Origin of the sequence: Brevibacillus fluminis (assembly GCF_052072235.1) — a bacterium.
Taxonomy (GTDB): Bacteria; Bacillota; Bacilli; order Brevibacillales; family Brevibacillaceae; genus Brevibacillus_D; species Brevibacillus_D fluminis_A.
In genome coordinates this window covers 2798696-2811652 of sequence record NZ_CM125436.1, presented here as the reverse complement: position 1 = coordinate 2811652, position 12957 = coordinate 2798696, and the positions used below count along the sequence as shown (strand labels likewise).

The 12957-nt window shown below is 51.9% G+C and carries 12 protein-coding genes; 3 read left to right on the top strand and 9 right to left on the bottom strand.

Going from position 1 to position 12957, the window contains the following annotated elements; genetic code table 11:
• Positions 1-91 precede the first annotated feature (91 nt).
• The 3 genes from ACTID9_RS13950 (at position 92) to ACTID9_RS13940 (ending at position 2823) form a co-directional block, all read left to right on the top strand.
• Positions 92-883, top strand: coding sequence for a hypothetical protein (locus ACTID9_RS13950; protein WP_441072091.1), 792 nt, complete (start codon positions 92-94; stop codon positions 881-883).
• Between the two features lie 109 nt (positions 884-992).
• Entirely contained in the window at positions 993-2183 is a 1191-nt protein-coding gene (gene fliB, locus ACTID9_RS13945) for a flagellin lysine-N-methylase (protein WP_441072089.1), read from the top strand.
• 94 nt (positions 2184-2277) lie between these two features.
• On the top strand, positions 2278-2823 hold the full coding sequence (locus tag ACTID9_RS13940; RefSeq protein ID WP_441072087.1) for a hypothetical protein: 546 nt from the start codon (positions 2278-2280) through the stop codon (positions 2821-2823).
• 110 nt (positions 2824-2933) lie between these two features.
• Here ACTID9_RS13940 and ACTID9_RS13935 read toward each other — a convergent pair whose 3' ends face one another.
• The 9 genes from ACTID9_RS13935 to ACTID9_RS13895 all read right to left on the bottom strand — a co-directional run bounded on the left by ACTID9_RS13935 (position 2934) and on the right by ACTID9_RS13895 (position 12602).
• On the bottom strand, positions 2934-3470 hold the full coding sequence (locus ACTID9_RS13935) for a hypothetical protein (protein ID WP_441072086.1): 537 nt from the start codon (positions 3468-3470) through the stop codon (positions 2934-2936).
• 381 nt (positions 3471-3851) lie between these two features.
• Positions 3852-5264 (bottom strand): amidase family protein, encoded by a 1413-nt coding sequence (locus tag ACTID9_RS13930; protein ID WP_441072084.1) that lies wholly within the window; start codon positions 5262-5264, stop codon positions 3852-3854.
• Between the two features lie 431 nt (positions 5265-5695).
• Positions 5696-6901 (bottom strand): PLP-dependent aminotransferase family protein, encoded by a 1206-nt coding sequence (locus tag ACTID9_RS13925; RefSeq protein WP_441072082.1) that lies wholly within the window; start codon positions 6899-6901, stop codon positions 5696-5698.
• 100 nt (positions 6902-7001) lie between these two features.
• A complete protein-coding gene (locus ACTID9_RS13920) occupies positions 7002-8072 on the bottom strand; it encodes a phosphodiester glycosidase family protein (protein ID WP_441072080.1) in 1071 nt (356 codons plus the stop codon).
• Entirely contained in the window at positions 8062-8547 is a 486-nt protein-coding gene (locus ACTID9_RS13915) for a hypothetical protein (protein WP_441072078.1), read from the bottom strand. Before ACTID9_RS13915 ends, ACTID9_RS13920 begins: the two co-directional genes overlap by 11 nt.
• A 140-nt stretch (positions 8548-8687) precedes the next feature.
• Complete coding sequence (locus ACTID9_RS13910) at positions 8688-10235, bottom strand: DHA2 family efflux MFS transporter permease subunit (protein WP_441072076.1); 1548 nt, start codon at positions 10233-10235, stop codon at positions 8688-8690.
• A gap of 13 nt (positions 10236-10248) precedes the next feature.
• Positions 10249-11496, bottom strand: coding sequence for an efflux RND transporter periplasmic adaptor subunit (locus ACTID9_RS13905; protein ID WP_441072074.1), 1248 nt, complete (start codon positions 11494-11496; stop codon positions 10249-10251).
• Positions 11497-11508: 12 nt separating this feature from the next.
• Positions 11509-12168 (bottom strand): HlyD family secretion protein, encoded by a 660-nt coding sequence (locus ACTID9_RS13900; RefSeq protein ID WP_441072072.1) that lies wholly within the window; start codon positions 12166-12168, stop codon positions 11509-11511.
• Positions 12165-12602 carry a MarR family winged helix-turn-helix transcriptional regulator gene (locus ACTID9_RS13895; RefSeq protein ID WP_441072070.1) on the bottom strand — a complete coding sequence of 146 codons (438 nt, stop codon included), beginning with the start codon at positions 12600-12602 and terminating at the stop codon, positions 12165-12167. Before ACTID9_RS13895 ends, ACTID9_RS13900 begins: the two co-directional genes overlap by 4 nt.
• Between the last annotated feature and the right edge of the window lie 355 nt (positions 12603-12957).

The window sequence follows — 12957 nt, the reverse complement described above, 5'->3', positions numbered from 1 at the left end:
GAACGAAGCGCGCATCATTGCTCGTATAATTCCCTGTTTTCCCCGCAAAATATGGGGAGAATAACAATGAGTAGGAAGCGAGGTCTCCGTTATGAACCGAAACCGGCTGATCGTTGCCATCGCCGCTGTCTTGCTGCTGTGCAGCCAACCATTTCTTTCTACTACTTACGCTGATCCGCAGCCGCACGGACCCGCACCTGTCGTCGGCTTTGTGCTTGCCGAGCAGCAGGCAGATGTAACCGGTGATCAGACAGCTGATACCGTAACGTTGGTCGGCAACAAGAAAAACCCGCAAGATGTGTACAACCCGTCGTTTACCATTATGGTGTACAATCCGCCTGTCAAAGGGTATACCTTTTTTACCACGACAGACGGCGGCTACAATCCGCGCATGCAATTTTACGATTTTACCGGCGATAAAGTAGCGGAGATTTTTTTCTCGGCCTCCACAGGCGGCAGCAGTGGCGTCTCCACCTTCCATTTGTACTCGGCTCGGGCCAACCAGCCGAAAGAACTCCCGACACCGCCGCCCCTCACGCTTTCCGGACAGTTTCTCGACAATTACAAAGTAAAAATCAACGTTGCGGAACAAAACAAGGCGTACACAATCGACGTATCCAACCGTAAACAGCAGTACGACAACCTGGGCATCTACCAAAACGGCCGGTTGGTCAAACCGACCCCGATCATGACGAATGACTATGCCGAACTGCGCCCGGTTGACATCAATAACGACGGCATTTACGATTTGCAAGGGTTCCAACGCGTCAGCGGAGCGTTTAATGCAGATACGTTGGGCTACGTCGTCTCGATCTGGAAATGGGACCGCGCCCAAAACAAGTGGGCACTGATGAACACGACATTCCAACCTCAGCGGCCGTAGCGCACATTCGTACAGCCAAGCCGATCTCCAGCCAAAAAAGGAGCATCGGCTTTTTGCCTGTTTGCTGTTATAATGGGGGGCATGCCTTACATTCATAAAGGAGTTATCCATGACCAAATCTTTTTACAACAGTGCCAACTACATGAAAGACTTTCAATGCCTCGGTGACACGTGCGAGGATACGTGCTGCCAAGGCTGGTATGTCGACATCGATAAAAAAACGTTCGTCAAATACAAGCGAATTCCGGACAAAAAGCTGAAAAGACGGATTCAAATGCACATCCGCCGCAACAAGATGAAAACTTCTTTTTCCGATTATGCGACGATCAAATTCCCCAAAGGCGAATTTTGCCCGTTTCTCAATACGGAAAAGCTTTGCTCGATTCAACTCGAGCTGGGGCCGACTCACCTGTCCCGCACCTGTGCGACCTATCCGCGCCAGTACAACATGGTTTTCGATCGGCACGAGCTGACCGGCGCCTGTTCCTGCCCGGAGGTAGCACGCCTCGTCCTGCTGAACCGCGACGGCATCCGCATTACCGAGGAACGCGTGCAGCTGCCTGCCGATCCCGTGATCGATAATTTGGTCGACGATCCTGACCTGGAGGCGGTCTTTGACATGCTCCGCCACTTTGTCTTGGACGTTTTGCAGCACCGCGCGATCAGCATCGAGGATCGCCTGCTCGTCCTCGGCAGCTTTTTCGCCGATTTTTCCTATGAAAAGCTGTCCCGTGTCAAAAAGCGGATCAAAGATTACCGCGATATGCTCGACAGAGGCGCGGTGGCTGAGCTGGTCGCTGATTTGCCCATCGAACCCGATGTCCAGTTCGCCTATTTCCGCCAGACGATCGAAACGCATGTGCAAAGCTATGTGTCGAATCAACGCTATCTTGAACTCGTGGACTTGTGCCGCCAAGGCTGGGAAACGCACGATCGGTTTACTACCGCCTATCACAGCTATTATCAACCATTCATGACCGAGCATGACTATATGATGGAAAACTATTTGGTCAACCATGTGCTCGCTCAATTGTTCCCGGTTGCCGGCATCGAAAAAGGAAAAGAACCGTTCGACGAGTGGATGTTGATGGTGCTCCATTATACAACGGCCAAGTATCATCTGGTCGCACTTTCCGCCTCGCAGCAAGGGTTGACACCCGATTTGGTTGTCCGCATGATGCAGTCATACGCGCGGACGTATGAGCACGACATCAGCTATTTTTCCAACGAAATCAAGCATCTGCATGAAGACGGGCTTACGACGCTTCCGTTCATGTCGATCTTGCTGAAAAACGAATAGCCCTTTTCTTTCCAATGCCGCACGCTGCATAATGGCACATCCGAACATCCACAGTAGAGAATGAATGGAATTGGATGGCGAGGAGGCTTTTTGGATGCGTGTGCTAGGCCATTTGGGATTTGCCTGTTTGCTTGTGATCAGTCTGCTGCAGTGTCAGGTAGCTTGGGCACAGCGACCGGATATCGCCAAGCTTCAGCTGGACACAACACCGGCGGCGAATGCCCGCCAGCTGGCGCAAAAGTCCACGCTGATCGTATCGGCATCGGCAAACAGCAGCTTTCAATCGTTTCCCACCGGAAAAAAAATCGGTGCATATCAAGTTGTGAACTATATCCAGACATTGCAGGTCAACAGTGTGATCAAAGGCGCATCGCCAAGGCTCATTCGACTCCTGAGTGTCGGCATCGAGCCGCTTCCCGACGCGAAAGATCCCTTGAACGACAAATATCCGGGACCACTGGCGGAAGGAAACTATGTATTTTTTCTCCATCCGGTCAGAGGGACGGGCTTTTATTCGCTCACTGGCTTATGGCAAGGGGTGTATCCGTTGTTAGACGGGAAAACCATTTCGCTTAAGAAGACAGGATTTGCCGAGTACGATGGGTTGAATGTGGAGCAGTTGAAGCAAAGGGTTCGGTAGCGAGGCATCAGTTAAAGTAACACAGGTGAAAAGAACGAATTCATAAGAAACAGCGGCCCTCGTACAAGTAAGTTAATACGGGAATGCCGCTGTTTTGTAATGGTAAAAAATCAGGGTATGTATTGTTCAGTAATTTTCGTGACCATTCCATTCGTTACTTCAATTTGGAATGGCAGATGAAAGGGAATCCCTTTGGATATCACAAATTTTTTAAACGTATTTACGTTGACAGCTTCATTCCACTGGAAGTTCCCATCTTTTGTAGAGTTGGTTTGAAGCGTAAAGGAAGCTTTTGGGGATATTTCAAACGTTCTGATCTTTGCACTGTTATTACGAATATAATACTCCATGGGGTAGTCCCCTTTTTCCTTTGGATGATCTTCATGATAGGCTTTTACTGCTGCATCACCGAAAAACCATTGTATATAGTCCAGTGAGATCATCAGTTTTCCGTTTTTTACCTGTATACTCTTCACATAAGCCATTGATTTCTCAAAAGTGTTTCCTTGTTTATCTTTGCCACTAATTGGGACACTTACTTTGTAAGGGACTGGTGCAGCCGTTTGTTGGTGTGAATCTGCATAAGCATTCGTACCAAACAACGTACTCAAGATCAATGCATACGATAACAAATGTACTTTTTTCATAAATAAGGGCCAGTTCCTTTCGCTCTCCATCTTTCTTTTCACGCAATGAATAAGACGAAAGAAGTACGGAATCGTTTCACCTCAGTAAGGCATTGGAAAAGAGTGTCCATATGGCACTCAATCCAGCTCTGCGCGCGAGAATAAATCCACAATGGTTGGGGCGTCCTCACACGCATCCTTGAAGCCAAGCGCAAAACGCTGCAGTGCCTCCCTTCCATAATTAGCTAACTTTTGCAAAAAAACAAGCAGAATCGAATTCTTGACCATAAAAAAAAGACACAAATCCGGCGTATGCGATCTGTGTCTCTTTAGCAACGACGATTCTTTCGTTATGATAAGCATTGAAACCAAAAATAGAACATACGAACAGGTTTAACCGCCTTACATAGGATCGATCGGCGTTCGAATGGTGGCATGCGCTTCAATGATTTCCGCTGCATCAAACAAGGTGTCTTCCCGAAATTTCCTGCCGATCATCTGCACACCTGCAGGAAGCCCTCCGACAACCGACGTCGGAATCGAGAGCGCCGGAACACCAAACACTGCAACAGCCATCATCGGCCACTGAGCTGCCACTACGCGACGCATATTTTCCACGCTTGAAATGTCCGCATCCTGTTCGAATGCTTGCTCTGCCGAGCTGGGTAGCAGCAGTAACGGGTACTCCTCCAAAAATTGCTGCAGTTGAACAATGAGCGCACCGCGACGCGCATAACCGCGCAGAACATCAGCGAGCTGAGGCGCTGCCCCCCACCACTCTTCGCCAACAGCGAAGAAGTGTTTCGCCGACAGTTTGATCTCCTCATCCCCAAATTGTTCGACCAACGGCATCGCCGTGCGAAAATCTTCCATGCACAGCAGATGCCAAAGTTTATGCGCTTCAGCGAATAGAGGCATTTCAACCTCTTCCACCATATAACCCGCAGCGGTCAACCTGGCAGCTGCTTCATCCAAAGCTTGATTAACGGCGGGACTTGGCGGGGCGATGCCAACATCTTTTACCAATCCGACACGGATCGGATACTTGAGCGGCTCGCCTGTTAAAGGAACCGGAACATAAGTCGGGTCATCCGGGGAAAACTGACTCATGCTGGCAAGAGCTAACCGAAGATCCCCCACTGTGCGGGCGAGCGGTCCCTGTACGCCCATCGTCTGGATGGAGAGCGAGTACCCCATATTGGACCAACTCGGTATCCGTCCCACTGTAGGACGCAGACCTGCCACGCCGCAAGCATAGGCTGGGTAACGGATGGAACCTGCCAAATCATTCCCGTGAGCAATCGGTACCATGCCCGTTGCTACCGCGACGGCTGCACCGCCACTGGAACCTCCAGGTGTTCGGGAGCCATCCCAAGGATTGAGGGTTCTGCCATGCAGTTGGTTATTGGTAAACCAGCGAAACGAAAAAGCAGGCGTATTGCTCCGACCAATCAAGACAGCCCCAGCTTTTCGCAAGTTCGCAACCTGCGGACTGTCGATCGGGGAAATGTTATCACGAAAGGCGGGAGCCCCTTCCGTCGTCGCATGCCCCGCTTGATCCGTATTCACTTTAATCGAAACCGGTACGCCATGCAGCGGGCCAAGCGGTTCCCCAGCCTGGATTGCCCGATCCGCTGCTTCCGCACTTGCAAGTGCTTCGTCGCGAGAGACTTCCACCATGGCGTTCACTTTCGGATTCACTTCTTCGATACGTTGCAAGCAACTTTCGACAGCCTCACGGGAGGATACCTTCTTCGTACGAATTGCCTGCGCTACTTCCGCTGCCGTCCATTTCCAAATTTCCTCTGTCTTCATTCTACATTCCTCCCATCGTCATCCTTAATCGAATCATGCCTGCGATCGGTTCTAAGCGGCTCTCTCCCTCCGAATCAAAACGATGTTCAGAGAAAGGGAAAATCGTTCATTCCCGTTCAACCTCCTCGTCCAAAGCGCCGCCCTCTAGCGAAGATCGGACGCTGCTGTCTTTCTCTGTATGAATAAGCAAATATTCTGCCAATTGCAGAAAAACAGAAAACGGGAAGCATGACTGGATATTTGACCGCATCCTCGCACAATAAACGGGAATATTTGGCTGATTTTCACCCATTTGTCCCATTTATCCCTTTTATCTGCATGACCAAGGCAAAAAAAAAACGAGCTAACACCCTCTGTGAACTCGTTTTTCCTTAGTTTTTCCAACCAAAGGAAAAAGAGCCGCAGATCATCTGCGACCCTTTCTCTCTTCCCTACTTCACAACCTGCGTCATATACGCCTGATACGCTTTGGCAAATCGCTCGACACCCAATTTGGTCCGCTCTTCATTATTATGGGTGAAGTTGAGCCGCAGCGTATTTTTCATCGGTGTGCCTGCGCAGAATGGAGCGCCCGGAACGAAAGCGACGCCTTCTTGCACCGCGATCTTCAACAGCTCGGAAGCGTCCATCCCTTCCGCCAGCTCGCCCCAGAAGAACATGCCGCCCGCCGGCTTGTTGATCGTAAAGCCTGGCAGGTTTTGCGCGACAAACAGGTCGTGCATAAGCTCCATGCGCTTTTTGTATTGGGCACACGTCACGGCGAGATGCTCGTCCAGCGCGAAATGGACGAACAGCTGATACAGCGCCTGCTGGTCGATCGAACTCGATTGCAGGTCGGAAGCTTGCTTCACCTTCGCCATCGCCTGGATGACGCGCTTGTCGCCCATCGCCCAGCCTGTGCGCAAGCCAGGTGCGACCGTCTTGGAAAAGCTGCCCAAGTAGACGACAGCGGAATCGTGCGGATGTTGATCGAGCGACAGGATCGTCGGATAATCGGCATTTGGATCGAACTTGATTTCTCCATACGGATCATCTTCGAGAATCAGCACATTGTTCGCGCGACAAGCCGCCAGAAGACCCAGTCTGCGTTCCGTGCTCCACACCCGTCCTGCCGGATTGGAGAACGTCGGCACGACATAGACGAGCTTTGGCTTGTGCGCCTTGATCTTTGCGTGCAAATCGTCGATATTCATCCCGAGCGAATCGCTTTCCACCGCAACCACCGTGACACCATGGGAGCGGAACGACTGGAGCGCCGCCAGATAGGTGGGGTCTTCCACGAGCACGACATCGCCTTCATCCAGATAGACGCGGGCCAAAAGGTCGAGCGCCTGCTGCGAGCCTGTCGTCAAAATCATGTTGTCCGGCTCGACGTGCATGTTTTTTTTCACGCGCATCCGCTCGCACACTTTTTCGCGCAGCGGCAAAAATCCTTCCGTCAGGCCGTACTGCAGCGCCTTGGTTCCGCTGTCAAGCACACGGGCATAGGCGTCCTTAACCGCCTCGACCGGAAAATACTCCTCGGCAGGCAGCCCGCCGGCAAACGAAATGATCTCGTTGCCCTGCGTCAGCTTCAGAATGTCGCGAACGACCGATGATTCCAGATGTACGATACTTTTCGCAAATTGATAATCCATCGCAAATGTCCCCTTTTTTCCTTGCCTCTGGTACCCGAAGGTAATTCTCCTATTTTAGCACTTCTCCGTTGAAAAGCAACGGGAATTTTCCAGCGACCGGTTACGGCATGACGACGATATTGCTTGTGACCGGACGCTCCCGGCCATCTGACGGATGGTTCAAAATCTTGCCTTTGTAGTAAAATGCGCTGGAGCCGCCGCCGTCCAGGTTATACGCATCGCGGACGTGGAATTCGAGCAGCTTGTTCTGCGCTTCCTCCAGTGTGACGCCATTGCTTCCGCCGCCGCCCCGTCCGTCGATGACGATGATCAAAATGTCGCCGTTGGTAAAGTGGCCGATCAAGGTACGCGGATGTTTGGTATTGGCCCAATCGCGCGGGATCGGCTGCTTTTTGCCGCCTTGCAGCAAAGTCGGAAGGAAGCTCGCCCCTTGCAGGATGCCTTTTTGCTTGACCTCGCTTTGCGACTTCAGCTTGCCGCCTACGAGATGACCCTGGTTGTTGAACCCGACGAAGCTCAATTTCGTGTTGGTCGAGAACGTTTTGATCTGGCCGTCGACGACCGTTACGCCGAGCGGGCTTAACGTACCGTTTTTGTTTGTATTGAAACCGCCTGCATTGATGGCGAGAAGTGCGCCTTTGCGCTTGGCCGCGTGGCTGGTCGTTTCCCCTTTGCTGATGACCTTGTCGTTGGCAAGCACCATTTTCAGCGCATTCGGATTCGTCAGCCGCACTTTTGCCATGTAACCGCTATAGCCCGATTCTGCGAGCGAATACACTTTTACCGTCGCATTCTTGCCGAAGGTTTGTCCGATCGGATTGCCCAAAAGTCCGGACAGCACGGTATCAAGCACGTCGCCTGACTGCTTGAGGTGATCTTTGCTGCTTGAAATGAGGTTGTCGAGCTGCTTGTTCTGTTCATCGTACGCTTTCTTTTCCTTGCTTGCCAACGCATGGATTTTCTCCAGTTCATCGTTGGTTTTGTCTACGCTCTCCTGCGTCTTTTCCGTCGTCTTGGCGAAATCTCCGAGCTTTTCTGTCACCGCATCAAGCGGCAGCTGCAAGGATGTTGCCTCGAGAGTGTGTACCGGATTGGTTTGTGCGAACGCGGTGTAAAAACCGATGACAGGCGCGCACAACAGGCACAGGTGAATCGCCCATTTACCACGCACGCGCCGCGTCCTCCAGTTTTTTCAGCGAGGTGCGCAGCTCGGTCAGCTGCTTGTTGAGCGTATCGATGCGCGTCGTCAGCGCTTGTTTGGTTTTATCCGTTCCACCCAGCGTTTCGCCTGTCATCTGCAATCCTTCCTGGATGGAGCCCAGTCCAGCCTGCACCGTGGAAAGCTCCGTGCTGAGCTTGCCCACCTGCTCCTCGATTTTGGCCATTTGCTTGAGGTTGGCGGCCTGTGCTTCCTGCAAACGAGCATCGATGTAGGCGCGGCTATTTTCGATATAATGGTTGGCGAGCAAATAGCCTCCACCCATGAGAACGATCCAAATCGCGCTGAGCAAAATCACGTGCTGCTTGTTGCTTTTCACCCCTCTTGCCATGCTGCGTTCTTGCCGTCTTTTTTGTTTCGCATCTTCTTGTTCCGAAAACGGCATCGCCTGATTCGCTGCGGATGATGAGTACATCTGGTTCTTCATCCTTGCGTCCCCTCCTCACTACGACGTTTGTTGTCGGATTTTGCTATATTATATCATCGAAATAGGAGGCGAACCGTAATAAAAAGATTTGCAAAATTCCATGTAAAAAAAAGAAAACCGCCCGAAAGCGGGAAGGGGCATTAACGCGCTGCCCCTTGTTCCGTAGCTTCAGCCGGTTTTTTTCGTTTCACAAAGAAGATCAAAAGCGGAATGGAGATAAAGATCGGAATGGCCGAGACAAGGAATGTGTCGGCGATCGCGCGGACCGCCGCCTCCTTCTGGATCAGCCCGCCCAACATGGTCATCGCACCCGCTTTGGCGGTGACCGCATCGACCCCGGCCTGCTGGTACACAGCCGCCATGGAGGTGATGAAGGAATTCGCGGCATCGTTGGTGACCGAAACCGTATCATTGATGCTCGCTCCTACACTCGTTTGGCGAGACTGCATGACTGCGGTCAAGAGCGCGATCCCGAAGGAAGCGAACACCTGTCGGATTACGTTGGACAATGGCGACGCGAGGCCGACCAGATGCTTCGGCACGCTGTTCATCCCGACGGTCGAAAGCGGCATCATGCACAGACCGATCCCGATCCCGCGGATTGTCAGCACCACGTCAAGCCAATGGTTCGGCGTGTCCTGCGCCAGATTGTGCAATTCAACCGTCGTCACACCCATGATGGTCAAGCCGACCAAACCAAGCGGTATCACACCGAATTTGTCAAACAGTCGCCCGCTGATCGGCATCATCAGCGCCATGGCGATGGACTGCGGCATCAAGAGCAGACCGGATTGCATCGGCGTCAAGCCCTGGATGTTTTGCAAATACAGCGGCATCAGGAACGTACCGCCCATCATCCCCATCATGACCATACTCGCCGTGATGACGCTGACGGTGAACGGCGTGATTTTGAACAGGCGCAAATCGAGCAGCGGGGATTCCACATGCAATTCCACCCAGATGAACAAAATCAGCGAGAACACGGCGACGAGCAGGAAGCTGACGATATAAAATGAGGTCCATCCTTCCGACTGCCCTTTGCTCAAGGCAAACAACAGTGTCCCGCAGGCGATGATCGACAGGATCGCGCCCGCTTTGTCGAGCTTCAAGGACGTATTTTTCGGCGTCTCGCGCAAAAGCGAGGAACACATGACGATCGCAAACAAGGCGACCGGCACACAGATCAAAAACAGCAGCCGCCAGCTGAAAATATCGATCAAATAACCGCCGAGCGTCGGACCGATCGCAGGGGCGGCCATCGCGGCTACCCCCCACAATCCGAGCGCCATCCCGATTTTTTCACGCGGGACCGATGCGTAAATGAACGTCATCCCGATCGGCATGATCAAGCCGCCGCCCAACCCTTGCAAGACCCGGAAAAAAATCAGGCTGGAGTCGCTCCACGCCAATCCGCAAAGCAAAGAACCAATCATAAAGGCAATCAGGGAACCGACAAACATAAACTTGTTGCCGAACCGTCCGCCGAGAAACCCGCTCATCGGGATGACGACGGCGGACGACAGCATATATCCTGTCAATACCCACTGGATCGTCTGGGTATCGGAACCAAACACGTTGACCAATTGCGGCAGTGCAACGTTGATCAAGCTGTTATTCAAAACCGCTACAAACGTACCGAGGATAATTGCGATCAGTACGAGCCACATGGACTGCTTTTCTTCTGCCATCGCACGATCCCCCTTACTTCACTGTAACCTTGTCTCCATCCTTCAGCTGGCTGCCAGGGTTGACGATGACTTGGCTGGCTTGATCCAATCCGCTCGTTACATACGACCAGTTGGCATCCTTTTCCTCGGTCTTCACTTCAACCCGATGAGCAACGCCATCTGTCACGGTATAGAGATAGGTTTTATCGGAATCCTTCACGAGCGAGGAGGTTGGAACCTCGATGCGCGTTGCGCTTGCGGACGTGCCGATGGTCGCATCCATGATCATGCCGGAGCGGAGCAGTCCTTGCGCATTGTCGACCTTGACTTTTACAGGGAACGTATTGGTGCCCGCGTCAGAGATCGGGCTGATGAAAATGACCGTTCCTTTAAACGTTTTGTCCGGAATCGAATTGGTTTTCATCTCAACGGTCGCGCCCGGTTGAATCAGGTTGATCTGATCCTGGTTGACGGAGAACTGCACTTGCACGGTTTTCATGTCAACTACGGTGAACAACGGTACACCCGGTGTTGCTAGTTCGCCCGGATCGATCGAACGTTTGGCGACAATCCCTGCGATCGGCGATTTCACCGTCGTATTGTTCACTGAAATTTCAGCCAGCTGGACAGACGAATTCAAGCGATCTACTTCCGCCTGCAACGCCTGGATGGTATTACCGGTCGGACCGTTCTCGGAAAGCTGCAGCTGGGCTTGCAGCTGCTCGTACCCTGATTTGGCCTGCTCCAGCGCCAATTGCGCTTTTTCCAAATCCGTCTGGGACACCGCGCCGCTCGCAAACAGCGATTTCGTCCGTTCATACGATTTTTGCGCATTGTCATACGCTGCTTTCGCGCTTTCAAGACCGCTCTTCTGACGCTGGATTTCCTCGGAACGAGTGCCCGCCTTGGTGTCAGCCAGCTTTGCCCGCGCGCTTGCCAGCGCCGCTCTCGCCTGGATCACCTGCTGGTTGTAGTCGTCGGCTTCCAGCTTCACCAATGCGTCGCCCGCTTTGACGATGCTTCCTTCATCGACACTGACCGACGAAACGCGGCCGGCGACTTTGGACACGACTTGCACTTCTTGGTTCGGCGTGACTTTCCCGCTGATCATCAGCTGGTTGCCGGTCAGATTGCCTGCCTTGATGACCTGCACGACCGGATTGCCGGCGGCCTGGCCTGCTGTGCCGTTATCCGCGCTACAGCCGGCGAACAAAACCGAAAGCGAAAGAACCGCTGCACACATCGCTATATTTTGCTGTTTTTTCATTGTGATCTTTTTCATCATGGTTTCACCTTAGTTTCCCTTCACATGAATTTTGATAACGGCACTCATACCGGGCGACAGCTCGATGCCATTTGTACTGTCAATGGCAATTTTGATCGGAATGCGTTGTGTTACCTTTGTGAAGTTTCCGCTTGTGCTTGTGGCAGGCAGCAGGGCAAACGTGGAGTTCGTCGCTTCCCCGATCTCGGATACTTTTCCCGTGAAATGGTTGCCTGGGAACGCATCTACGGTAAAATCAACGACTTCTCCTACATGAAGCCGGTTCAGGTTCGTCTCTTCAATGTTCGCCGTCAAATACAGCGAATTTTTATCGACAACCATGGCGATCGGCTGCCCTGCAGCCACGACTTCACCGACTTTTGCCTGCGTTTTGATCACTTTTCCCGTGATCGGGGCACGCAGAACCGCGTTATCGAGCAAGTTGGTCGCGAGATTGGAGCTGTCGATTTGGCCGATAGGCTGGTCAGCGATAACCGAATCGCCTTCCTGTACATTCAATTGCATCAGTTTGCCGGACATTTTCGGCATGACGCGATAAATATCGCCGGTCAGGCGCGCATCTTCCGTCGTGATATAGTTAGCGCCTTGGTACCAGTAATAGCCGCCGACACCGCCGCAGACCAGCACCATCAAAATCAAAATGACGTATAGGCTTCCCTTTTTCTTCATGATTTCTCCTCTGCTTTCTTCTCCATATGATTAAGTAAGATTTGAAGAGTTCGAATAAACGAGTCAACTTCCTCTTCCGTGACACCGCTCAGCATTTCTGCGTAAAAGGTCTCCTGATAAACGTTCAGCCGATCGGAGTTCTCCTCGAGCTTGCACGTGCGTTCAATCCAAATGACCCGCCTGTCTTGCTGGTCTTTTACCCTTGCTACAAAACCACCCCTCTCCAAACGGTCAATGATCCCGGAAACCGTACTGTACGACAAGTCCAGCGCTTTGCTGATCTGACCGATCGTCTTACGCTCCTGTATGATCTCCTTGATGACCATCATCTGCGGCATCGTGAAGCCGAGCTCAGATAATTCCTTGGATACGGCGATATTGTAGAGTTTGGTCAGCTTGCGTATCGAGTTACGTATGGTCGCCGGTTTACTCACAATATAAATCCCCCGTTATATATTTCGTGCACGAAATATTATTTTCACATTTGGTATCTTACTCCCTCCCGATATGGTTTGGCAAGTAAAAAGTTTTCGTCATTAACATTTCGTTTGAGAAATTGTTGTGCACGAGGAATTTGAAAGGGAAAAACAGGCTTTGCAGCGGCTTTTGGGAGAACGGCAAAAAACCCGTGGCTGCTGCCCCGGGCCAATCTTTTCTTTGAAAGTTGTGTATGCTTCTTCCTTTTACGCCATGCTTGCCAGATGCTCCATGGTCTGTTCGGCAGCTTTGGCTTGTTGAAACCTGCTCCTTTTTTCAATCAGAGCAAATCAATCCCGACTATCCATCCGC

Coding starts and splice junctions, on each gene's coding strand:
- ACTID9_RS13950 (WP_441072091.1), top strand. CDS start 92: ATGAACCGAAACCGGCTGATCGTTGCCATCGCCGCTGTCTTGCTGCTG.
- fliB (WP_441072089.1), top strand. CDS start 993: ATGACCAAATCTTTTTACAACAGTGCCAACTACATGAAAGACTTTCAA.
- ACTID9_RS13940 (WP_441072087.1), top strand. CDS start 2,278: ATGCGTGTGCTAGGCCATTTGGGATTTGCCTGTTTGCTTGTGATCAGT.
- ACTID9_RS13935 (WP_441072086.1), bottom strand. CDS start 3,470: ATGAAAAAAGTACATTTGTTATCGTATGCATTGATCTTGAGTACGTTG.
- ACTID9_RS13930 (WP_441072084.1), bottom strand. CDS start 5,264: ATGAAGACAGAGGAAATTTGGAAATGGACGGCAGCGGAAGTAGCGCAG.
- ACTID9_RS13925 (WP_441072082.1), bottom strand. CDS start 6,901: ATGGATTATCAATTTGCGAAAAGTATCGTACATCTGGAATCATCGGTC.
- ACTID9_RS13915 (WP_441072078.1), bottom strand. CDS start 8,547: ATGAAGAACCAGATGTACTCATCATCCGCAGCGAATCAGGCGATGCCG.
- ACTID9_RS13910 (WP_441072076.1), bottom strand. CDS start 10,235: ATGGCAGAAGAAAAGCAGTCCATGTGGCTCGTACTGATCGCAATTATC.
- ACTID9_RS13905 (WP_441072074.1), bottom strand. CDS start 11,496: ATGAAAAAGATCACAATGAAAAAACAGCAAAATATAGCGATGTGTGCA.
- ACTID9_RS13900 (WP_441072072.1), bottom strand. CDS start 12,168: ATGAAGAAAAAGGGAAGCCTATACGTCATTTTGATTTTGATGGTGCTG.